20 protein-coding genes are annotated in these 20,627 nt (G+C 72.4%); 11 read left to right on the plus strand and 9 right to left on the minus strand.

Going from position 1 to position 20,627, the window contains the following annotated elements:
- Positions 1–92 precede the first annotated feature (92 nt).
- The gene (locus ACWGKQ_RS01060) at positions 93–1,478 is read right to left on the minus strand and encodes a helix-turn-helix domain-containing protein (RefSeq protein ID WP_453289739.1); all 1,386 of its coding nucleotides are present in this window, start codon (positions 1,476–1,478) and stop codon (positions 93–95) included.
- A gap of 187 nt (positions 1,479–1,665) precedes the next feature.
- Between ACWGKQ_RS01060 and ACWGKQ_RS01065 the strand changes: the two genes are divergently transcribed.
- Complete coding sequence (locus ACWGKQ_RS01065; protein WP_453289740.1) at positions 1,666–2,388, plus strand: DUF4232 domain-containing protein; 723 nt, start codon at positions 1,666–1,668, stop codon at positions 2,386–2,388.
- A gap of 4 nt (positions 2,389–2,392) precedes the next feature.
- Here the strand turns inward: ACWGKQ_RS01065 and ACWGKQ_RS01070 are convergent, their stop codons facing one another.
- Positions 2,393–3,184 carry a bestrophin-like domain gene (locus ACWGKQ_RS01070; protein WP_453289741.1) on the minus strand — a complete coding sequence of 264 codons (792 nt, stop codon included), beginning with the start codon at positions 3,182–3,184 and terminating at the stop codon, positions 2,393–2,395.
- 546 nt (positions 3,185–3,730) lie between these two features.
- On the opposite strand from ACWGKQ_RS01070, the gene ACWGKQ_RS01075 reads away from it, so the two are divergent.
- Together ACWGKQ_RS01075 and ACWGKQ_RS01080 are read left to right on the plus strand one after the other, a co-directional pair.
- Positions 3,731–4,753 carry an FUSC family protein gene (locus ACWGKQ_RS01075; protein WP_453289742.1) on the plus strand — a complete coding sequence of 341 codons (1,023 nt, stop codon included), beginning with the start codon at positions 3,731–3,733 and terminating at the stop codon, positions 4,751–4,753.
- Between the two features lie 97 nt (positions 4,754–4,850).
- Positions 4,851–6,803, plus strand: a complete 1,953-nt coding sequence (locus ACWGKQ_RS01080) for a YncE family protein (protein ID WP_453289743.1) — start codon at positions 4,851–4,853, stop codon at positions 6,801–6,803.
- A gap of 27 nt (positions 6,804–6,830) precedes the next feature.
- On the opposite strand, the gene ACWGKQ_RS01085 is transcribed toward ACWGKQ_RS01080, so the two are convergent.
- From ACWGKQ_RS01085 to ACWGKQ_RS01095, 3 genes are all read right to left on the minus strand, one after another.
- Complete coding sequence (locus tag ACWGKQ_RS01085; RefSeq protein ID WP_453289744.1) at positions 6,831–6,986, minus strand: DUF6131 family protein; 156 nt, start codon at positions 6,984–6,986, stop codon at positions 6,831–6,833.
- Between the two features lie 62 nt (positions 6,987–7,048).
- Positions 7,049–8,410, minus strand: a complete 1,362-nt coding sequence (locus ACWGKQ_RS01090; RefSeq protein WP_453289745.1) for an MFS transporter — start codon at positions 8,408–8,410, stop codon at positions 7,049–7,051.
- A gap of 25 nt (positions 8,411–8,435) precedes the next feature.
- On the minus strand, positions 8,436–9,197 hold the full coding sequence (locus ACWGKQ_RS01095) for a DeoR/GlpR family DNA-binding transcription regulator (protein ID WP_453289746.1): 762 nt from the start codon (positions 9,195–9,197) through the stop codon (positions 8,436–8,438).
- A gap of 89 nt (positions 9,198–9,286) precedes the next feature.
- Between ACWGKQ_RS01095 and ACWGKQ_RS01100 the strand changes: the two genes are divergently transcribed.
- Entirely contained in the window at positions 9,287–10,504 is a 1,218-nt protein-coding gene (locus tag ACWGKQ_RS01100) for an MFS transporter (RefSeq protein WP_453289747.1), read from the plus strand.
- Between the two features lie 144 nt (positions 10,505–10,648).
- Here ACWGKQ_RS01100 and ACWGKQ_RS01105 read toward each other — a convergent pair whose 3' ends face one another.
- The gene (locus tag ACWGKQ_RS01105) at positions 10,649–11,716 is read right to left on the minus strand and encodes an endonuclease/exonuclease/phosphatase family protein (protein ID WP_453289748.1); all 1,068 of its coding nucleotides are present in this window, start codon (positions 11,714–11,716) and stop codon (positions 10,649–10,651) included.
- 87 nt (positions 11,717–11,803) lie between these two features.
- On the opposite strand from ACWGKQ_RS01105, the gene ACWGKQ_RS01110 reads away from it, so the two are divergent.
- A complete protein-coding gene (locus ACWGKQ_RS01110; RefSeq protein ID WP_453289749.1) occupies positions 11,804–12,502 on the plus strand; it encodes a response regulator transcription factor in 699 nt (232 codons plus the stop codon).
- Positions 12,495–13,589, plus strand: coding sequence for a sensor histidine kinase (locus ACWGKQ_RS01115; RefSeq protein ID WP_453289750.1), 1,095 nt, complete (start codon positions 12,495–12,497; stop codon positions 13,587–13,589). Before ACWGKQ_RS01110 ends, ACWGKQ_RS01115 begins: the two co-directional genes overlap by 8 nt.
- A 61-nt stretch (positions 13,590–13,650) precedes the next feature.
- On the opposite strand, the gene arsM is transcribed toward ACWGKQ_RS01115, so the two are convergent.
- A complete protein-coding gene (gene arsM / locus ACWGKQ_RS01120; RefSeq protein WP_453289751.1) occupies positions 13,651–14,559 on the minus strand; it encodes an arsenite methyltransferase in 909 nt (302 codons plus the stop codon).
- 102 nt (positions 14,560–14,661) lie between these two features.
- Here arsM and ACWGKQ_RS01125 point away from each other — a divergent pair, with 102 nt between their 5' ends.
- From ACWGKQ_RS01125 to ACWGKQ_RS01145, 5 genes are all read left to right on the plus strand, one after another.
- On the plus strand, positions 14,662–15,102 hold the full coding sequence (locus ACWGKQ_RS01125; protein ID WP_453289752.1) for an ArsR/SmtB family transcription factor: 441 nt from the start codon (positions 14,662–14,664) through the stop codon (positions 15,100–15,102).
- Positions 15,099–15,845 carry an aquaporin gene (locus ACWGKQ_RS01130; protein WP_453289753.1) on the plus strand — a complete coding sequence of 249 codons (747 nt, stop codon included), beginning with the start codon at positions 15,099–15,101 and terminating at the stop codon, positions 15,843–15,845. Before ACWGKQ_RS01125 ends, ACWGKQ_RS01130 begins: the two co-directional genes overlap by 4 nt.
- 22 nt (positions 15,846–15,867) lie before the next feature.
- Positions 15,868–16,293: an arsenate reductase ArsC gene (locus ACWGKQ_RS01135; RefSeq protein ID WP_453289754.1), complete on the plus strand. Its 426-nt coding sequence runs from the start codon at positions 15,868–15,870 to the stop codon at positions 16,291–16,293.
- A gap of 191 nt (positions 16,294–16,484) precedes the next feature.
- Positions 16,485–16,934: a hypothetical protein gene (locus ACWGKQ_RS01140; RefSeq protein ID WP_453290001.1), complete on the plus strand. Its 450-nt coding sequence runs from the start codon at positions 16,485–16,487 to the stop codon at positions 16,932–16,934.
- Between the two features lie 166 nt (positions 16,935–17,100).
- Positions 17,101–18,141, plus strand: coding sequence for a cation diffusion facilitator family transporter (locus ACWGKQ_RS01145; protein WP_453289755.1), 1,041 nt, complete (start codon positions 17,101–17,103; stop codon positions 18,139–18,141).
- A gap of 155 nt (positions 18,142–18,296) precedes the next feature.
- On the opposite strand, the gene ACWGKQ_RS01150 is transcribed toward ACWGKQ_RS01145, so the two are convergent.
- Positions 18,297–19,055, minus strand: a complete 759-nt coding sequence (locus ACWGKQ_RS01150; RefSeq protein ID WP_453289756.1) for a class II aldolase/adducin family protein — start codon at positions 19,053–19,055, stop codon at positions 18,297–18,299.
- 80 nt (positions 19,056–19,135) lie between these two features.
- Positions 19,136–20,590: a sodium:solute symporter gene (locus ACWGKQ_RS01155; protein ID WP_453289757.1), complete on the minus strand. Its 1,455-nt coding sequence runs from the start codon at positions 20,588–20,590 to the stop codon at positions 19,136–19,138.
- Between the last annotated feature and the right edge of the window lie 37 nt (positions 20,591–20,627).

The raw sequence follows: 20,627 nt of genomic DNA on the forward strand, positions 1-20,627 counted from the left end.
GGCCGTGGACCTTCGTCGCGAGCGGCGATCCCTTCCACGAGGACCTGCTCGTGCGCACCGACGCCGCCCAAGGGCCGCCGGCCCGGACACCGTCAGCCGCCCTGCCGCACGATCCACTCGCCGCCGCCCAGCGGGTAGTCGTAGCCCGGGCGGTTCACGTCGGCGCTGGTACGGAACGAGGTGCCGGCGTTGTCGACGTGGACGGTGCCGTGGCGGCTGCCGCTGGACCAGTCCAGGGTGAGATCCCAGCGGACGTCGTGTGCCGTGGTGCGGGCGAAGACGTAGAAGACCTCCGGGTCGGACTCGCTGACCTTGTACGGGAAGTCGCGCTGGCCGTTCTTGGCGGTGACCGTGGGGCTGCCGTTGTCGAGGTCGATGTCGAACGACTTGGTCCCGACGCCACCGCCGCAGCCGACGCCCATCGAGTAGTCGTTCCAGGCGAGCGGCGCGCCCTTGCTGAGCACGCGCACGTGCAACGCCTCCAGGACGACGGTCTCCGCGCCGGTGCCCTGGACGGTGAGGGCGATCTCCTGCTCGCCCGAGGACACCGCCCCGTAGGCCGCGGCCCAGCGCGGGGCGTCCTGCTCGCTCGCCGGCGGGCCGACCTGTGCGGGCTCGCTGTCGACGAGGAAGTGCTGGCTGCACGGGTCGTCGTAGACGTAGGGACGCGTGTTGACGGTGAGCGGGACGGCGGCACCGGTGGTGCCGCCCGCCTGCTTGCCGTCGGTGCCGGGGTCCGCGGCCTCCTGGGACCGGGACTCGGTGGGGGTGGCGGAGGCCGATGCGGACGGCCGGTGCCCCTCGGCTCCCGGGGACGGCGCGGCGGACGTCTTCCCGGCGGCCGCCGTACCGGTGATCACGGCGGTGTCACCGGCCGCCCGCCGGTCGTCGGCACCGCCGTTCCCGCCGGTCCCGCCGCCGGACGGCAGACCCACGGCGAGCGCGACGGCACCCAGGACGGCGGCCGCCGCGACGGAGGCGATCAGCACGGTACGGCGCCGACGCGGCGGCGCCACGGCCTCGCGCGGCAGGTCGACGACGACCGGGGCGGCCGGAGCTGCCGGGGCGGCCGGGACCACCGGCGGGACCGGGACTGCCGGGACTGCCGAGGCGACCGGTTCGCCGCTCCCGCCGCCGTCGCCGTCGCCGCCCCGGCCGTCGCTCTCGCCGTCGGTTCGCTGTGCCGCGCCCGTCGCCGTGGTCTGGTCCCCCCGGCTCCCCCGTGCCGCGTCCGCCAGGATCCAGCGCCGGTGCAGCTCCACCAGCTCCTGCGGTGTCGCCCGGCAGACCCGCGCGAGGCGCTCCACCGGGGCGTAGTCGACGGGCACCGCCGTGCCGTTGCAGTAACGGTGCAGGGTCGACGTACTCATGTGCAGCCGCTTGGCAAGCGCCCCGTAGCTGAGTCCCGAGCGGTCCTTGAGCTCCCGCAGCAGCAGCGCGAACGCCTCCGTCGTGTCGGCCCCTGTTGCCCCTGACACCCGTTTCCCCGTCCCCTCGCGTTCCAGTCCCGCGTTCCAGGGCCATCACGTTCTCCCTGGCCAGAGCGCGTTTCCGCGTTCCGGTGTCCCCAACTGCCCGCCGTGCCTGGCGGTTGGGACAGATCGCCTCGCAGGCTTCGGTCATCCAATCACCACCGCCACCCGAACACCGAAGGGGCACGGCCACATGTCCGACCACCGCACCTCCCGCACCCGTCTCGTCGCCGCCGCCGCGACCGTCGTACTCGCCGCGCTGTCCCTGACCGCGTGCGGCGACGGCACCGGCGTCCACACCGAGGACGTCGCAGCGGCCGGCACCCCGGCCACGAACTCCCCTTCCCCCGCCGGGTCCTCCGCCGCGGGCAGCTCCGGCACGTCCGGCACCGCCACCCCGGCGGCCAGGGCCACCACCGGCACGACGGGCTCCGGTGCGCGCACCTCCGCCCCCGCCGCCGCGTCGAAGGCGCCCGCCCCGGCAGGCAAGCCGGTCACCTGCGAGGGGTCCGTCACCAGGACGGTCGCGGCCCCGCTGAACCGTCCCGTGAACCACATGCTCCTCACGGTGACCAACACCGGCAGCAGGACCTGCTACCTCTACGGCTACCCGGCCGTCCGCTTCGGCGAGGCGCAGGCCGTGCCCCCGGTCATCGGGGACTCGAAGCCGCAGGCGGTCGTCACGCTCGCGCCCGGCGAGTCCGGCTACGCCTCGGTGAACCTGTCCGCCACCGACGGCAGCGGCACCGACGGCCACACCGTGAAGTCGCTGACCGTCTACTTCCAGGGCCGCTCCGGCAGCGAGAGCGTCGGCACGGGCGCGCACCCGGCACTGCCCGCGAAGGGCGTCTACGTCGACGACTCGCTCAAGGTCACGTACTGGCAGCAGTCGATGGACGACGCGATCAGCTGGTGACCGCTCACCGGGTCCAGTACTGGGCGAGGGCCCCTTCCCGGTACGGGGCGGGGCTGACGCTCAGGTCGCCGGCGAAGGGGCGGTCCAGCACGAAGACGAGCAGCAGGCTGAAGCCGACGAGCCCGGCGACCGAGGCGACGAACAGGATCTGGACTCTCAGTTTGCGCATGCCGTAGAGGAACGTGAGCGGGACCAGGACGATCGCGCCGCCGATGGCCAGGATCTGGAGCAGCAGGGGGAGTTCCTGGCGGGCCATGGTGATGCGGGCGCGACGCTGGGAGGCCACGTCGTCGAGATGGCCGACGGTCTGCTCGTAGAAGACCTGCTCCTGCTCGGTCTTCGGGGAGTAGGTCTGCAACACGTCGAAGGCGGCGCGGAGATGGGTCTCCGTGGCCCCGTAGCTGGGGTGTCCGGCACGCATCCGCGGCCACTGGTCCTCGACGACCGCGTGCACGTAACCGCTCATCGCGGAGTCGAGACGGGCCCGCACCACCGCCGGGAACGCGGCGGCGTCACGGGTGATGAGGGCGGCGTCGGTGGCCTCGGAGGCGACGATGGTCTGGGTGTCCTCCAGCTGCGTCCACAGCGTGACGATCACGAACGCGAGGATGATCCCGTAGATGGCGCCGAACATCCCCAGCGTCACCCCGACCATGTCGTTGTGCTCCCCACCGGCCAGCGACGGGTACCTGCGCCGCAGCAGGACACTGCCGGTGACGGCCAGCAGAACGGTCCCGCCGACGGTGATGACGGCCAGCATGAAGGTGCTGAAATGGTTGAGCAGCCACAGCGACATGTGCGCGGAGTCTAGGCCGGACAGAGCACACCAAATCACCGGCCATATGGGCAACCACGGGCGTACGGGGAAGAAGTTCACACCACCGGGTGACGCCCACCGGCCGATCGACCGGCCGATCGACCGGCCGATCCACGGGTTGATCCACGGATTGATCCACGGGTCGGTCTACCAGTCGATCCGGGCCGGCACGCGCAGCGCGGGTCGGGCCGTTCGATCGTGTGGGCCACCGTGGCGTCCACCTCCTCCGGAGTGATCGACTCACCGCGGAGCGCCGGCAGCGCCTGGTACAGCGGGGCGCAGGGGTCGTCGTCCGCCAGGAACACCCTGGCGCGCCAGGCACCGCCCGAGGAGACCGCGCCGGGCCGCACGATGCTCACCTCGACGCCGAAGTGCCCGGTCTCGATGGCAGGTGCCTCGGCGAGCGCCTCCAGGGCCCACCCCCACCCTCGGCTGAACGCGTTTGCGGCCGGGGCGGCACGACCGGTGCGGACACGCGGTGTCACCGGAGGGCGGCGGAGCGTGGCGTGTGCCTATGGTGGGCGGGTGACGGGCGTTTCCCCGTGGTCGCAGGTGCGCCGCAGGCTCCGGGTGCAGGGGCCGACGGCGGCCCGGATCCTGGTGGTCGCGGTGCTCTGCTGGCAGACGGCCCTGTGGGCCGGTGCCGATCAGCCGCCGGTGTTCGCCGCCATCGTCCCGCTGCTGTGCCTGCGCGGTGATTCCGCCTCCTCCCTGGTGGCCCTGCTGCTGCGGATCCTCGGCGTGCTGGCCGGGGTGGCCCTGGGCGTCACCGTGGTCAGCCTCTTCCGGCCGACCACGCTCGTGCTCGCCGTCGTGATGGGTCTTGCCCTGCTCGGCGGGACCGTCATCAGTTCCGGTACGACACTGAACGTGCAGGTCGCGGTGACCTCGCTGCTGGTCTTCGCCAATCCCGCGCCGGAGGCGTACGGCTTCGCCCGGCTGTGGGAGAACGCGCTGGGCGGTGCGGTCACCGCCGTCCTCGGTCCGGTGCTCTGGCCGCGGGACCCCCGCCGGGAGGCGGAGACGCTGGCACGGGAGTGTGCGGCCGGTCTGGCGGACAGCCTCGTACGCGGCACGCGCGCGATCGGGTCACCCGAGGCGGCGCGCGCGAACCGGACGACGGTGCAGGCGGCGGCCGACCGGCTGCGCGGCTGCGGGACGGCGGCGCGGGATGCGGAACAAGCCATGCGGTTCAATCCGCTGCGGCGGCGCCACCGCGCCGAGGTGGCCGAACTGGGCGACCGGATCGGCCGCGCCGTACGGGCGGTGCCCCAGCTGCTGGACCTGGCCGCCGAGGTGGAGTTCTTCAGCGTGCGCGACGGGCCCACCCCGGCGCTCGCCCGGGCCCGGGCCCGCCTCCTCCCGGTCGCCGAGGCCACCGGGCGGGCCCTGGAGGCGATCCTCGCGGGGCGGGACCCGCGCGCGGACACGGACGCCGCGCGGGCCGCGCTGGCCCGGTACGCCGAGGAGGAGCCGGAGCCGATGGCCGTGGTGCTCCGCAGGCCGTTCACCAGGATCCTCGACCTCTGCGACGGTCCCCGCGGCTGAAAAGCATCCCCCCGCCGCGGTGTCCCGGACCGTCATTTACCCTTCGCTTACTCGGCGCTCACCTGGCGCTCATTTTCGTTCCGGGGGGATCGACACCGTGCGTCTGCGCACTCTTCCGGCCGCCACCGCCCTGGCGGCCCTGTTCGGCTCCGTGGTGCTCGCCGCACCGGCGGCCGCCGACTCCAGCACGCCCATACCGGTCTGGGGCGTGAACGACACCGTCGTGGACGGCGTCCACCAGCGGGTGTTCATCAGCGACGCCTACGACAACCAGATCGTCGTCACCGACTTCACCGGCCAGGTCGTCACCAGGCTCACCGGCCTGCCCCAGGTCCTCGACCTGGAGCTGAGCCCGGACTCCGGCACGCTGTGGGCCGCGGTCTACGGCGCCGACAAGATCGTCGCCATCGACACTGCGCAGCTCACGCAGCGCGCCGAGTACCCGACGGGCGACAAGACGGTCCCCTCCCACCTCGCCTACGCCGACGGCCGGCTGTGGTTCGGCTACGGCGACCAGTGGGACTCCGGGCTCGGCGAGGTGGACCTGAGCGCCGAGACGCCCACGGTGACTCTGGACCTGGCGGCCGGTCACGACTTCGCCGACCCGCCCGTGCTCCGCGCCGACCCCGACAACCCGGGCACGCTGCTCGCGCTGGACGCGGGCATCAGCTCCGGCCCGATGATCGTCTACGACATCTCCTCCGGCACCCCGGCGATCCGCGTCTCCGCCGAGAAGAATGGTTTCTTCAATGACGCGGCCCTCACTCCGGACGGCCAGAACGTGGTCGTCGCCGGACCCGGGACCCGGGCGCTCACCGAGTACCGTCTCTCCGACCTGTCCGAGGTGCGCACCTTCCCGACCGTCTCGGCACCGAAGACGGTCGACATCGCCCCGGACGGCACGGTCGCGGCCACCGTCCTCGACACCGACGACGTCGGCGACACGTATGTCTTCGGCACCGACCCGGCCCAGCCGGCCAGCGTCCGCAACCTGTCGCGCGACTGGATGCCGGGCGGCCACTCCGCCGTCTGGTCGGCCGACGGCTCGCGGCTGTTCGTGCTGACCGGGTCCGCCGACGCCATGCGGTTCCAGACCGTCGACGCGCCCCGCATGTACGCCCCCACCCTGACGGCGGCCGCCCCGGCGAAGGCCACCCGCGCCACGTCGCTCACGGTCAAGGGCAGACTCACCTCGAACCTGGCGCTGCCCGCGGGCACCCCGCTCCAGGTCACCCGCACCGACCTCGACTCGCCGAACGGCAAGTCGCTCGGCACCAAGTACCTCGGCACGGGCGGCTCGTACTCCTTCACGGACACCCCGCCGGCCGGCGGCAAGGTGACGTACAAGGTGACGTACGCCGGTGACGCCACGCACACCGCGGCGACCGCCTCGGACACCGTCGACGTCTCGCGCGCCACGCCCACGCTGACGCTGAACAACGACGGCAAGGCGTACGACTACGCCAAGTCCGTCTCGTTCACGGCGCACCTCGGTACGACCTACAAGAACCGCAAGGTCGAGATCTGGGCCAACCCGTACGGCTCCGACAAGCCCAGCACCCTGGTGAAGTCGGGCACGGTCAACTCGGCCGGCAACCTCTCGGTCACCCTCACCCTGACGCGGAAGACCGAGCTCACCGCGAAGTTCGCGGGCGACGCGCGCTACGCGCCGAGGACGACGACGAGCACGGTCGGCGCCCGGGTGAAGGTCTCCACCGCGCTCGCCGGCGCCTACAAGACCAAGTACGCGTGGAACCACACGTACTACTACTTCAGGCAGTCCAAGGACCCGGTCGTCACCGCCACGATGACGCCGTACCCGGGCCGCAAGCAGCTGCTCCAGATCCAGATCTACGCCGAGGGTGTCTGGCAGACCACGGCCAAGCAGTACTTCAAGCTCGACTCCCAGGGCAGGTCCGCCGTCACGCTCACGGGCACCCCGCCCACCGGCTACCGGTACCGGGTCCGCAACTCGTACGTCAGCGGCTCGGGCGACAGCGTCAACACGACGACGTACGGCGCCTGGAAGTACTTCACCTTCACGAAGTGAGGCCCGCGTCCGCGGCCGGCGTCACGCTCACCAGTAGTGGCGTCGGCCGGCGACCGCGTGCCCCATCGATCCCAGGATCCAGAAGACGGCCCCGACGACGAGCAGGATGATGCCGATGGTCCACAGGATCGATATGCCCGTGACGAATCCGACGATGAGCAGGATGAGGCCGATGGCGATCATGACTGTACCTCCTGCAGTTCCATGACCCCCGTTCGCTTCCCGGGTTCCCCGAAGCCGCGAGGTCATGCCGGGCCCGCCGGCCCCGGGGAGGATGCCCGCGACTTCCTGGTGGACCGGTCCAGCAGAAACAGCCCGACGACGGCGACGAGCGCGAACGCGGCCGGTACGAGGAAGGCACGGGGCAGACCGACCGCCGCGACTCCCAGTCCTCCGGCGGACCCTCCCAGCGCGGAACTGAGCGCGGTGGAGCTCATGAAGATCGCGGAAGCGGTGGCCACGGCGCTGGGCAGCAGACGCTGGGCCATGATGATCCCGAGCGCCGCGAAGACTCCCCAGACCCCGCCCATCAGGATCTGACCGGCGAACAGTCCGGGCGCGCTGCCGGTGGTGGCGAAGCAGATGTTGGCGGCGACACCGAACCCGGCCGCGACGACCATGAGCCGCAGCGTCCCGATCCGTCGGGCGGCCAGGACGGCGAACGGCATCAACACCAGTTCCACCAGCGGCTGGACGCCGATGACCGCGCCTTCGGTCCCGGAGGGGAAGTGCAGGCGCTCGGTCATGTAGATCGGCAGATACGCGTACTTGATCGGCTCGCCGGCGTACACGCATACGTACAGCGCCGTGTACAGCAGCAGCGGCCGCATCGTCCGCAGCTTCGTCCGAAGGGGGGCGGCGTCCGGCCGCACGGGTACGGGCCGCACGGGCACGGCTGCCGGCGGCGGGCTCGCGGACTCCGGGCTCGCGGACTCCGGTTTCGGTGGTGTGCGGAGCGCGCCCAGCGGGACGATCTGCGCCAGGGTGCACAGTGCGGTGGCGGCCAGCATGGGCCGCAGCCCGAAGCGGGCCGAGAGGACGGCTCCGGCGGACGGTCCGACGATCCAGCCGGCGGTCAGTGCCATCCGCACGACGGAGACCACCCCGTCGCCGGCCGCGCTGGGGCGGACGCCCAGTTCGTCGTGGATGGCGGCGAAGATCTGGGAGGCGGCACCACCGGCGAAGCCGAGGACCAGGGCACTGATGACGAAGGGCATCCACAGCTGCGTCGCGCAGGCGATGCCCGCCCAGCCCAGGAAGCCCGCGACAGCGCACGCGCGGAACAGCCCCAGCCGTCCCCCGGTGCGGTCCGACCGCGCACCGACCAGGTAGCCGGCCACCGGCGCGGTCAGGCTGGTGAGGTAGAACAGTCCGGCGGTGGTCAGCGAGCCGCCCAGCTCCTTGGTCAGGAACAGGGCGATCTGCGGCGCGGCCGCGGACTGCCCGAGCCCGGCCAGGAACAGGGCGATCGTCGCGCCGCGGTACAGGGGCGAGGCCGACACCAGCCGGAGTGCGGAGTCCCGTGCCGCCGTCTCGCCCGGTACCGCCCGCGGGACCACGTCTTCGACGGACCCCGGCTGCTGCCCGATGTCGTCACGGTGGCTCATGAGCTCGCCGATGTCCTCCCTCCCGTCAGACCGTACTGACGACGGTGCTGGTGCCTTCGAGCGCGGCGACTTCTTCGGCGGGCGCCGTGGCGTCGGTGACGAGGGTGTGCAGGAGGGCGGAGGGGCCGACGTAGGCGTGGGCGGTGCGGCCGAGCTTGCCGCCGTCCGCGGCGGCGATGACGCGGCGTGCGGAGGCGATGGCCGCCTTCTTCACCGCCGCGTCGTCGAGGTCGTAGGCGGTCAGGCCCTCGGTCGCGCTCAACCCGCAACAGCCGATGACCGCGGTGTCGAAGCGCAGGGCCGACAGGGAGGCGAGCGTGAGAGGGCCGGTGAGGGCCCCCTCGGCGGCGCGGGGCCGTCCGCCGGGCACCAGCAGCACGGTCGGGCCCGGCGTCTCGCCGAACAGGTGGATGGCCTGCAGTGACAGGGGCATCACCGTCACCGGCCGTTGACGCAGCAGGCGGGCCACCTCCAGGCAGGTGGTGCCGCTGTCCAGCACGACGGTCTCACCGTCGGCGATGAGCGAGGACACCTCGGCCGCGATCCGGCGCTTGGCCTCCACGGCCTCGCGGGCCCGCAGCGCGAAGGGCGGCTCCTCGCCCCTGAGCAGCAGGGTGCGCGCGCCGCCCCGGACGCGTTCGAGAACGCCTTGCGCGGCCAGCGTGTCGAGGTCGCGCCGGATGGTCATCTCCGAGGCACCGGTCAGCTCGGCGAGGTCCTGGACCGTGGCGCTGCCCGACTCTCCGACGGCCCGGGCGATCAGGCCGTGCCGGTCTGTGTTGGTCATGGCGTGATTGAACACCACCCGAAATGAACATTCAATGCGTTCGTAAGGATGACTTTCGCACATAAAAAATGTTCGTTACGGTGGCCGGCATGGACCGCTCCCTTCGCGCCGCCCGAGTGGCGACCTTCGTCTACTTCATCCTCTGCGGCACCCTGATGGGCGCCTGGGTGGTGCACATCCCCGCCGTCGAGGAGCGCGTGGGCATCAGCCACGCGACGCTGGGCGGGCTGCTGGTCCTGCTGGGGCTCGGGGCCTTCGTCGGCATGCAGGTCGCCGGGCGGCTGGCCGACCGCCTCGGGGCACGGGTGGTGGTCCCCGCCGCCGGCGTGCTGTGCAGCGCGACCCTGGTGCTGCCCGGCCTGTCCCGTGATCCCGGGACGCTGGCCGGCGCCCTGCTGGTCTTCGGCTTCGCCAACGGCTGCCTGGACGTGAGCATGAACGCCCACGCCGTGCACGTGGAGAAGGCGTACGGCCGGCCTGTCATGTCGGCCTTCCACGCCATGTTCTCCGTCGGCGGCGTCATCGCCTCGCTCGTCGCGGCGGCTGCCGCGAGTACCGGCGCGAGCCCGGCCGCGACCATGGGCGCCCTGGGAGCCATCGGCGTCGTGACCGCACTGGCGTCGGCGCGTTCTCTGCTGCCGGCCGCGCCGGCACCCGCTGCCGCTGCCACCGGCTCCGGCTCCGGCTCCGCGGAAGCGGAGCGGGCACCGGCCGCGAAGCGGCGCAGCGCCCCCGGGCGCATTTGGGTCCTCGCCGGCCTCGCCCTCGTCGTCATGCTGTGCGAGGGGGCCGCGAACGACTGGAGCGCCCTGCACCTGAAGGACGTCCTCGGCACGCCCGCGAGCACCGCCGCCTTCGCCTACGGCACCTACGCGGCGACGATGACCATCGGCCGGCTGCTCGCAGACCGTCTCGTCGCCCGGTTCGGGTCCGTGGCCATCCTCCGCCACGGCTCGGCGACAGCCGCCGTCGGCATCACGATCGTGGCTTTCTCCCCCTGGGTGTGGTCCGCGTTCGCCGGGTGGGGGCTGTTCGGCCTGGGGCTGTCCGGCTGCGTCCCCCAGTTGTTCAGCGCGGCCGGGCACGCCGACCCCGCCGCCGCCGGCGCCAACGTCTCCCGTGTCGCCGGCCTCGGCTACTGCGGCATGCTCGCCGGCCCTGCCGTCATCGGCTGGCTGACCCATCTCATGGCACTGAACCACGCCTTCGTGCTGCTGACCCTGCTGTGTGTGATCACCGCTGCCGCCGCGGGAGTCCTGCGCACCGATTCCGATCGCACCCGCGAGACGGCGCACAGCAGCCCCTGACCGCTTGTGCGGCACGGCCCCTGACACCGTGCCGCACAAGCCGCCGCTCTCCCCGACGACTTCGTCACCTGGCCCGGCTCCGGCGCGCTCGTCAGGTGACGGGAAAGTCGAAGCAGGTGTCCGGACAGGGCTCGCTCTTCAGCGTCACCAGTCGATTCCGGCGGCCACCGGGAGGTGGTCGCTGCCGGTGGCGGGCAGCACCCATGAGCTCTGCGGCCGCATCCCGCGGACCAGGATCTGGTCGATCCGCGCCACCGGGAACTCCGCCGGCCAGCTGAAGCCGAAGCCGTCGCCGGCCGCCTCCTGCACCGAGCGCAGCCGCGCGGTGAGGCCGGCGAACGCACGGTCGTCCATGGTGCCGTTCAGGTCGCCGAGCAGCACCACCCGCTTGTCCGGCTCGGCGGCCACGGCCGCGGCGAGCGCCCTCGCACCGCGGTCCCGGCTCTCCGTCCAGAAGCCGCTGCCGGGCAGCAGGCGTACGGACCCCAGATGGGCCACGTACACCGCCAGCGGCCCGTGGTCCGTGGTCACCGTGGTGCGCAGCGCCCGGTTGTAGGCCAGCCTGACGGCGGCCGGCTTGGTCTTCGCCAGCGGCCCGTAGTCCGTCTCGATGTCGACCGGCCGGGTGTCCGACAGCGGCAGCCTGCTCCACAGCCCGACCGTGCCCTGCACCGTGTGGTACGGGTACGCCTTCGCCAGCCCCTTCTCGTACACCGGTTCGGCCTGCGGGGTGATCTCCTCCAGCGCCAGCAGGTCCGCCCCGGAGGCGGCCAGCTCGCGGGCGGTGCCGGCCGGGTCGGGGTTGCCGGCGTCGACGTTGTGGCTGACCACCGTGAGGTCGCCGCCCGGGCGGGACCTGTCGCCGAGCAGTCCGCCGAAGAGGCTCAGCCACACCGTGACCGGCAGCACCAGCGCGACCACCGCGGCGGCGGAGCGGCGCCACAGCGCCCCCGCCAGCAGCACCGGAACGAACAGGCCGAACCACGGCAGGAACGTCTCCACCAGACTGCCCAGGCCCCCAAAGCCGGTGATCCGCGCGTGCAGCAGCATGAGCAGCCCGAGCAGCAGCGCCGACGCCGCGAGCACCGGGCCGCGCTTCCAGGGGCCGGGCCGGGTGCCGGGGCGGGTGTCCGGGCGGGCGGAGGCGTTTGGGCCGGTCTCCGCCGGGTGCACGCGCGTCGTCGGTCGTGTTGGTGGTGAGGCTCGATGCATACCGCCAGTCAAGGCGGTGCCGTGTCGCCGGCGCGTATGCGGTTTTCGATACGCCGACGATATGCGCGGGCTCGTAGCCTCGATGGCATGCGTGTGCTGATCGTCGAGGACGAGCCCTACCTGGCCGAAGCCATCCGCGACGGGCTGCGCCTGGAGGCGATCGCGGCCGACATCGCGGGTGACGGTGGCACGGCTCTGGAGCTGCTGGGCGTCAACGCCTACGACATCGCCGTCCTCGACCGCGACATCCCCGGACCCTCCGGTGACGAGATCGCCGGCCGGATCGTCGCCTCCGGCAGCGGTATGCCGATCCTGATGCTCACCGCGGCCGACCGCCTCGACGACAAGGCGTCCGGGTTCGAACTCGGCGCCGACGACTACCTCACGAAACCCTTCGCGCTCCAGGAGCTCGTGCTCAGGCTGCGGGCGCTCAACCGCAGACGCGGCTACAGCAGGCCCCCGGTACGGGAGATCGCGGGACTGCGGCTGGACCCGTTCCGCAGGGAGGTCTACCGGGACGGCCGCTATGTCGCGCTGACCAGGAAGCAGTTCGCCGTGCTCGAAGTGCTCGTGGCCGCCGAGGGCGGTGTCGTCAGCGCCGAGGAACTCCTGGAACGCGCGTGGGACGCCAACGCCGACCCGTTCACCAACGCCGTACGCATCACCGTCTCGGCACTGCGCAAACGGCTCGGCGAACCCTGGATCATCGCCACCGTGCCGGGCGTCGGCTACCGCATGGACACCCGGCGGCCGGCGGCCGGAGCCGAAGGCGGCGAGCATGGATAGGGCACCCGGGCTGAGCGTCCGCTTCAAACTCACCCTCAGCTACGCCGGTTTCCTCATGCTGGCCGGCATCCTGCTGCTCGTGGCCGCGGGAGTCTTCCTGCTCCAGGTGAAACACGTCGGGCTGGTCCTCCTGCCCGACTACCGCTACGCCGTCCTGCGCTCCTTCGCCCCGACCGCGGCGGTCGTGCTGACGTTCCTGCTGTTGTTCGGCCTCGCGGGAGGGTGGCTGCTCGCCGGCCGCATGCTCGCCCCGCTGACCCGGATCACGGACGCCACCCGCATGGCCGCCGACGGATCGCTCTCGCACCGGATCCGGCTGCCGGGTGCCAACGACGAGTTCCGCGAACTGGCCGACTCCTTCGACACGATGCTGGCCCGGCTCGAAGCACACGTCGCCGGACAGCAGCGATTCGCGGCCAACGCCTCCCACGAACTGCGCACACCGCTGGCGATCTCGAAGGCACTGCTCGACGTGGCCCGCGCCGACCCGGACCACAACACCGGCGAGATCATCGACCGCCTGCACGCCGTCAACACCCGGGCGATCGACCTCACCGAGGCACTGCTCCTGGTCAGCCGCGCCGACCAGCGGTCCTTCGCCCGGGAACCCGTCGACCTGTCCCTCCTGGCGGAGGAAGCCACCGAGACCCTGCTCCCGCTCGCGGAGAAGCACGGCATCGCCATCGAGACCGGCGGCGACATCACCCCCACGACCGGATCACCGGCGCTCCTGCTGCAACTGACCACGAACCTCGTGCACAACGCGATCGTCCACAACCTGCCCGGCCGGGGCACCGTGTGGGTCCGCACCGGCGTCCGCGCCAGGACCGCGGTGCTCACCGTCGAGAACACCGGCGAGCAGGTCGCCCCGCAGCTGGCCGCGACCCTCACCGAGCCGTTCCAGCGCGGCACCGAACGCACCCACGCCGACCACGCGGGCGTTGGCCTCGGCCTGGCGATCGTCAAGACCATCGCCCAGGCCCACGACGGCACCCTCACCCTCACCCCACGCCCCGCCGGCGGACTCCGCATCACCGTGGAACTGCCCGGTGCGCCCGCGTCGCGCGGTCAGCGTCCGCCGGCGTAGCCGCCGAAGGGCCGCGTAGCCGCCGAAGGCCCGGTCGCCGGTACGACGCCCGGTGCGGCTGTCAGTTCCGGCAACCGCACCCCGAGCGCGCCTTGGCCTCGGCCACCGTGGCCGACGGGTCGGCGGCCTGCTCGTCCGGCGTGCAGCAGGCGGTGACACCGCAACAGGCGGCCGTCGTCGGCGCCGAGCCGCTCGTCCCACCGGAGTCGGCAGGCTTGGCCGCCCGGATGACGGCGGAGTGCATGCCGTCGGCGACCGGGTGCGTGGGAGTGATCTCGATGTCCGTGAAGCCCGCGGCCGCCAGGCCCGCCCGGTACTCGGCGAAGGAGAGCGCCCCGGCGATGCAGCCGACGTGGTCGCCGCGCTCGGCCCGCTGTCCGGGCGTGAGGGTGTCGTCGGCGACGACGTCGGTCACGCCGAGACGGCCGCCGGGCCTGAGCACCCGGTAGGTCTCGGCGAAGACGGCGGGCTTGTCGACGGACAGGTTGATCACGCAGTTGGAGATGACCACGTCGACGGTGTTCGCGGGCAGCGGGACCGCCTCGATGGTCCCCTTGAGGAACTCGACGTTGGCGGCCCCCGCCTTCTCGGCGTTGGCCACGGCCAGGGCGAGCATCTCCTCGGTCATGTCCAGCCCGTACGCCTTCCCGGCCGGGCCGACCCGGCGGGCGGAGAGCAGGACGTCGATGCCGCCGCCGGAGCCGAGGTCCAGGACGCGCTCGCCCTCGCGGAGTTCGGCCACGGCGGTGGGGTTGCCGCAGCCGAGGGAGGCGGCGACGGCCTCGGCGGGCAGGGTGTCGCGTACGTCGGCGGCGTAGAGCGCCGAGCCGAAGTGGTCGTCGACCTCGACCGGCTCGGGTCCGCAACAGGCGCCGGCGCCGCCTGTGGTGACCTTCAGGGCCGCGGCCGCGTAGCGCGCCCGGACGGTTTCGCGCAGGTCGGTCGACGGGCCGGTGGACTGCTCGCTCATGACTCACTCCCGGAGGGACGGCTGTATCGGCTGGCACTGGCTTGTATTGACATCTGTCGATGCAACCTTGCGCCTTGAATCGAAAGACGTCAACATAGAGGGATGTCGAAACAAGAGCTTGAGGTGCTCGGCCAGGACGGCGGCGCGGCCTGCTGCCCGGGGGTGTCCGAGGCCCCGCTGGACGAGGAGCGGGCGGCCGAACTGGCCAGGGTCTTCAAGGCGCTCGGCGATCCGGTCCGGCTCCGCCTGCTGTCGATGATCGCCTCACGCGGCGAGGTCGGCGAGGACGGCGAGGACAGCCAGAACGGCGGGGGTGGGCGCGGCGAGGGCCGTGGGCGCGGCGAGGTGTGCGTGTGCGAGCTGACCCCCGCCTTCGACCTCTCCCAGCCCACCATCTCCCACCACCTCAAGCTGCTGCGCCAGGCCGGCCTCATCGACTGCGAGCGGCGCGGCACCTGGGTCTACTACTGGGTGCTGCCGTCGGCCCTGGACCGGCTGGCCGTGTTCCTGAGGACGCCGGCGACCGCGGCGGCGCTCGCGTGAGCGCCTCCCTGGGGCGCCGGACCCTCGCCGAGGCGGTCGGCTCGGCGGCGCTGGTCGCCGTGGTGGTCGGCTCGGGCATCCAGGCCACCGAACTCTCCCGGGACGCCGGCGTACAACTGCTCGCCAACTCGCTGGCCACCGTCTTCGGCCTGGGCGTGCTCGTCGCACTGCTCGGCCCGGTCTCCGGGGCCCACTTCAACCCGGCCGTCACGCTCGCGGCCTGGCTCGACGGCCGCCGCACCGGCGACGGACCGACCGCACGCGACCTGGCGGCCTACCTGCCCGCCCAGACCGCGGGAGCGATCGCCGGGGCGCTCCTGGCGGACGCCATGTTCGGCAGGCCGCTGATCCGGTGGTCCACCCACGACCGCGCCGCCGGGCACCTGTGGCTGGGCGAGGTCGTCGCCACCGCCGGCCTGGTCCTCCTGGTCATCGGGCTGTCCCGGGCCGGCCGCGCCGCTCTCGCCCCGGTCGCCGTGGCGTCGTACATCGGCGCGGCCTACTGGTTCACGTCCTCGACGTCGTTCGCGAACCCGGCGGTCACGATCGGCCGCGCCTTCACGGACACCTTCGCCGGCATCGCGCCCGGCTCGGTCGCCCCGTTCATCGCGGCACAACTGGTCGGCGCCGGGCTGGGACTGGCCCTGGCGGCCGGGCTCTTCGAGCGCACGGTCCCGGCCCGGACCGACACCCCGGCCCCGCACGGCGCCCCGGACCCCGCCGCCGCCCCCACCCTCCCCTGACCCCTCCCGGAAAGACGCCACCATGAGCACCCCGCCCCCCGACCGCCCCTCCGTCCTCTTCGTCTGCGTCCACAACGCCGGCCGCTCGCAGATGGCCGCCGCGTACCTCACCCACCTCGCCGGGGACGCGGTCGAGGTCCGCTCCGCCGGATCGGCCCCCGCCGGCACGGTCAACCCCGCCGTCGTCGAGGCGATGAGCGAGGCCGGTGTCGACATCTCCGCCGAGACCCCGAAGATCCTGACCACCGAGGCCGTCCAGGCGTCCGACGTGGTGATCACCATGGGATGCGGCGACACGTGCCCCGTCTTCCCCGGCAAGACCTACCTGGACTGGAAGCTGGACGACCCCGCGGGGCAGGGCGTCGAGGCGGTGCGCCCGATCCGCGACGAGATCGAGACCCGGGTACGAGCCCTGCTCGCCGACCTCGGCGTGCGACCGGGCGCGTAACGCCGGGCGCCCTGCCCGACCAGGCCTGCGGCCCGTAAGGACTCGCCGTGACATAGGGGGTGAACGGCCACGGATGTTCACCCGTACCCCTTGGCGTACACCTGCCCGTCGGCCTCGGCCGCGGGCGGGACCCCCGGAGACGGAGAGGCAACGTGTCACAGCAGCCCCGAGTCCAGCACCCCGGCCGCCTGATGCGCGGCGCGGCCCTGGCCGCGACCCTGGCGTTCGTCCCCCTGACCGCGGCCTGCGGCGGCGGTGACGACGACTCGGAGCGCGAGCGCAAGCAGTCGAGGACCGCCGTGACCGACGCCCCCGCGAACGGTGTGGTGGCCCCGGCCAAGGTCGAGGTGATCGCCGAGCTGACCGGCTGCGAGCCGAAGATCCGCATCGACGCGGCGGAGCTGCGCCAGGGCCTGTGCCACACGAAGGAGGTCGACTACCTCATCACCACCTTCCCCAGCGACGAGCTCAAGGAGACCTGGCTGGACTCCGCCTCCGGGTACGGCGGCAAGTACCTGGTCGGCACCCGTTGGATCGTCAGCGCCCAGCCGCAGATGCTGGGCGGGTTCCGCGACAGGCTCGGCGGCACGATCCGGCAGCTGCGCGGGTTCGGCCCGGCGGCGGAACCGAGCGCGACGTAGCGGATCCGGCCGCCGTCTTCCGCCGCTCCTCCGGCCTGGAGAATCTCCGCAGGTCAGCGGCGTGCTAACGGAGATGACAACGGTCACCGGTGCAGCCTTTGGCGATTCCCCGACAGGTGCGTTTCACTGCGGACAGGGCACCCGTCGCGAGGGGGAAGACGTCAACATGAGCGATCACGACCACGACCACGGGCACGACCACGCCTCGGGGCACGGCGCGGGCGGGCATGCCGGGCACTCCCACGGTGTCTCGGCGGACGCCGACCGCCGCTGGCTGGCCATCGCGCTCACCCTCATCACCGCGTTCATGGCGGTCGAGGTCGTCGTCGGTGTCGTCGCCGGTTCGCTGGCCCTCATCTCCGACGCGGCGCACATGCTCACCGACGCCGCCTCGATCGTCCTCGCGCTGATCGCCATGCGGCTGGCCGCCCGCCCGGCCAAGGGCGGCTTCACCTACGGCCTCAAGCGCGCCGAGATCCTCTCCGCCCAGGCCAACGGCCTGACCCTGCTGCTGCTCGGGGGGTGGCTCGCCTACGAGGCGGTACGCCGGCTGATCTCCCCGCCGCACGTCGAGGGCGGTCTGATGCTCGCGACCGCGCTCGCCGGGATCGTGGTGAACGTGGCCGCGACCTGGTGCCTGTCCAAGGCCAACCGGTCGTCGTTGAACGTGGAGGGCGCCTACCAGCACATCCTCAACGACCTGTTCGCCTTCATCGGCACCGCGATCGCCGCGCTGATCGTCGTCCTGACCGGCTTCGCCCGCGCCGACGCCATCGCCACCCTCGTGGTGGTCGCCCTGATGGTGAAGGCCGGCTACGGGCTGCTGCGCGAGTCCGGCCGCATCTTCCTGGAGGCGGCACCGGCCCACGTCGACCCGGACGCCCTGGGCGACAAGCTGGTCGCCCAGTCCAAGGTCGTCGAGGTCCACGACCTGCACGTCTGGCAGATCACCTCCGGCCAGGCCGCCCTGTCCGCGCACATCCTGGTCGAGCCCGGCGGCGACTGCCACGCCGTCCGCCGCGACCTGGAGGAACTCCTGCGCCACGACCACGGCATCACCCACACCACCCTCCAGGTCGACCACGCCCCCGCCGCCGTGCTGCAGAGCGCCCTGCCCGGCGACCGCGACCTGCTCCCCCTGGACGCCGACGGCCACTGCGAGGAGGCGCACGGCCCCGTCCACCGCGACGAACCGCACGAGCACTGAGCCGAGCGCTCCGCCGGAACGCCGCGACATGCCGTCTGCCGTCTGCGGCGCCGTCGTGGCTGGTCGCGCCCACGCGGCGGCAGCCGCATATCCGACAGGGCCCCGCGCCCCTTCGGGGGCGCTGCCGAGCGCTCTGCTGGAAGCGCTGTGGCCCGTCAGTCCCGGTGGTCGGGGGCGATGCGGTCGGCGAGCCGGAGCAGGGCCGACCAGGCGAGGTCGTAGGCCTTGTCGTCCTGGAGGTCGGAGTCGTGGCTCTGGCCGGTCAGCTGGCGGGCGGTGAGCTCGCAGACCTCGGGGTCGGGGAGGACGAGCTTCGCGCCCCCGGCCATTGCCGTGGTCTGTATCTCGCAGGCCTTGTCCAGGTAGTACATGCGCAGGAACGCCTGGCCGGGGGTCTCGCCGACGGTCAGCAGGCCGTGGTTGCGCAGCAGCAGCGCCGGGTGGCCGCCGAGGTCGGCGACCAGCCGCTGCTGCTCGGCGAGGTTGAGGGCGACGCCTTCGTAGGCGTGGTGGCCGAGCCTGCCGTAGAACTCCATGGAGATCTGGTTGAGCGGGAGCAGGCCGTCCTCCTGGGCGGCGACCGCGCAGCCGGCCCTGGTGTGGGTGTGCAGGACGCACCGGGCGTCGGCGCGGGCGGCGTGGATCGCGCTGTGGATGACGAACCCGGCCGGGTTCACGGGGTACGGGGTCTCCTCGACCGGGTTGCCGGACAGGTCGATCTTCACCAGGTTCGAGGCGGTGATCTCCTCGAAGAGCAGGCCGTAGGGGTTGATCAGGAAGTGGTGCTCCGGGCCCGGGAGCCGTACCGAGATGTGCGTGAAGATCAGGTCGGTCATCCGGAAGTGCGCCACCAGCCGGTAGACGGCGGCGAGTTCACGGCGCAGACGGAGTTCTTCCGAGGCGGGGGTGGGCATCGGGGGACCTTTCATCGAGGTACGGGCACGTGCGGGCGCCGGTGCGTGGTGCGAGGTGCGGGTGCGTGGTGCGGGTGCGGTCAGGCGGCGCTGAGTTCGGGCGCCGCGGCGGCAGGGGCGGGCTCGCCGGCCAGGCGGCGGCGCCAGGTCTCCAGGACCGTCTCCTCGGTCGGCCTGGTGGCGAGGCTGACTCCGACGTAGGCGACGAGGCTGGCGAGGAGGCCGTAGTAGATCGGCTCGTTGGCGAGCAGGCCGTCGGTGAACATGAAGGTGATCACCGTCGTACCGCCCGCGATCATGGCGGTCAGCGCGCCCGGCAGGTTGCCGCGCCGCCAGACCAGGCCGCCGAGGATCGGGACCAGGAGTCCGCCGACGAGCAGGTTGTAGGCGACGGTGAGCGCGGAGATGACGTCGCCGAGGACGCAGGCGATCCCCATGGCGACGACGCCGAGGACGGCGATGGCGAGCCGGTTGGAGCTGATCTCGTCGTGGTCGCCGGAGACCGTACGGCGGCGCAGCCGGGCCCAGATGTCGTTGTTGGCGACGGTCGCGGAGGCGATCAGCGCGCCGCTGGCGGTGGACATCATCGCGGACAGCGCGGCGGCCAGCACCAGACCCCGGACGCCCGTGGGCAGGACGTGCTTGACGATGGTGGCGAAGGCCTGGTCGGCGTCGGCCAGGTTCGGGTAGAGGGTCTTCGTCGCCATCCCGATGAACGCGCCGGCCAGAGCGTAGGCCAGACAGTAGAGACCGGCGACGGTGCCGCCCCAGGAGGCGACCTTGTCGCTGCGGGCGGTGAAGACGCGCTGCCAGATGTCCTGCCCGATCAGCATGCCGAAGGTGTAGATCAGCACGAAGGTGAAGATGGTCTGGCCGCCGATGGAGGTGGGCGAGAAGTAGCCGTGCGGGAGCTTGTCGGCCATGGCGCCGAAGCCGCCCGCCTTCACCACCGCGATCGGCAGCAGCAGGACCAGCACGCCGAGGCTCTTCACGACGAACTGCACCATGTCGGTGAGGGTGATGGACCACATGCCGCCGAGCGCCGAGTAGCCCACGACGATCGTGCCGCCGACGACCACCGCGACCCAGCGCGGCACGTCGAAGAGGACGTCGAAGACGCTGGCGTAGGCGATCGTCGAGGTCACCGCCAGCATCAGGGTGTAGACCCACATGACGAGGCCGGAGATCACGCTGGCCGCGTCGCCGTAGCGGAGCGAGAGCATCTCCGCGACCGTGTAGACGCGCAGCCGGGCGATCCGGGCGGAGAAGAAGACGCTCAGCGCGAGCAGTCCGAGGCCGATGGCGCCGACCATCGTGGCGCCCGAGATGCCGTAGGTGTAGCCGAGGCGGACGCCGCCGATGGTGGAGGCGCCGCCGAGGACGACGGCGGCCATGGTGCCGGTGTACATGAGGGGGCCGAGGCGTCTGCCGGCGACCAGGAAGTCGCTCTTGGAGGCGGCACGCCGTTTGCCCCACCAGCCGACGCCGATGATGCCCAGCAGGTAGACGGCCATGACGAGGTAGTCGAAAGTCACGGGATCCTCCGGGGACGGGGGAGAGAAGCGGGGAGGA

It is taken from the genome of Streptomyces sp. NPDC054770 (genome assembly GCF_053611985.1).

What these genes read in the sequence shown, in the direction of transcription:
- ACWGKQ_RS01065 (WP_453289740.1), top strand. Translation starts at nt 1,666, where the DNA reads ATGTCCGACCACCGCACCTCCCGCACCCGTCTCGTCGCCGCCGCCGCG.
- ACWGKQ_RS01070 (WP_453289741.1), bottom strand. Translation starts at nt 3,184, where the DNA reads ATGTCGCTGTGGCTGCTCAACCATTTCAGCACCTTCATGCTGGCCGTC.
- ACWGKQ_RS01085 (WP_453289744.1), bottom strand. Translation starts at nt 6,986, where the DNA reads ATGATCGCCATCGGCCTCATCCTGCTCATCGTCGGATTCGTCACGGGC.
- ACWGKQ_RS01090 (WP_453289745.1), bottom strand. Translation starts at nt 8,410, where the DNA reads ATGAGCCACCGTGACGACATCGGGCAGCAGCCGGGGTCCGTCGAAGAC.
- ACWGKQ_RS01095 (WP_453289746.1), bottom strand. Translation starts at nt 9,197, where the DNA reads ATGACCAACACAGACCGGCACGGCCTGATCGCCCGGGCCGTCGGAGAG.
- ACWGKQ_RS01100 (WP_453289747.1), top strand. Translation starts at nt 9,287, where the DNA reads ATGGACCGCTCCCTTCGCGCCGCCCGAGTGGCGACCTTCGTCTACTTC.
- ACWGKQ_RS01105 (WP_453289748.1), bottom strand. Translation starts at nt 11,716, where the DNA reads ATGCATCGAGCCTCACCACCAACACGACCGACGACGCGCGTGCACCCG.
- ACWGKQ_RS01110 (WP_453289749.1), top strand. Translation starts at nt 11,804, where the DNA reads ATGCGTGTGCTGATCGTCGAGGACGAGCCCTACCTGGCCGAAGCCATC.
- ACWGKQ_RS01115 (WP_453289750.1), top strand. Translation starts at nt 12,495, where the DNA reads ATGGATAGGGCACCCGGGCTGAGCGTCCGCTTCAAACTCACCCTCAGC.
- arsM (WP_453289751.1), bottom strand. Translation starts at nt 14,559, where the DNA reads ATGAGCGAGCAGTCCACCGGCCCGTCGACCGACCTGCGCGAAACCGTC.
- ACWGKQ_RS01125 (WP_453289752.1), top strand. Translation starts at nt 14,662, where the DNA reads ATGTCGAAACAAGAGCTTGAGGTGCTCGGCCAGGACGGCGGCGCGGCC.
- ACWGKQ_RS01135 (WP_453289754.1), top strand. Translation starts at nt 15,868, where the DNA reads ATGAGCACCCCGCCCCCCGACCGCCCCTCCGTCCTCTTCGTCTGCGTC.
- ACWGKQ_RS01140 (WP_453290001.1), top strand. Translation starts at nt 16,485, where the DNA reads ATGCGCGGCGCGGCCCTGGCCGCGACCCTGGCGTTCGTCCCCCTGACC.
- ACWGKQ_RS01145 (WP_453289755.1), top strand. Translation starts at nt 17,101, where the DNA reads ATGAGCGATCACGACCACGACCACGGGCACGACCACGCCTCGGGGCAC.
- ACWGKQ_RS01150 (WP_453289756.1), bottom strand. Translation starts at nt 19,055, where the DNA reads ATGCCCACCCCCGCCTCGGAAGAACTCCGTCTGCGCCGTGAACTCGCC.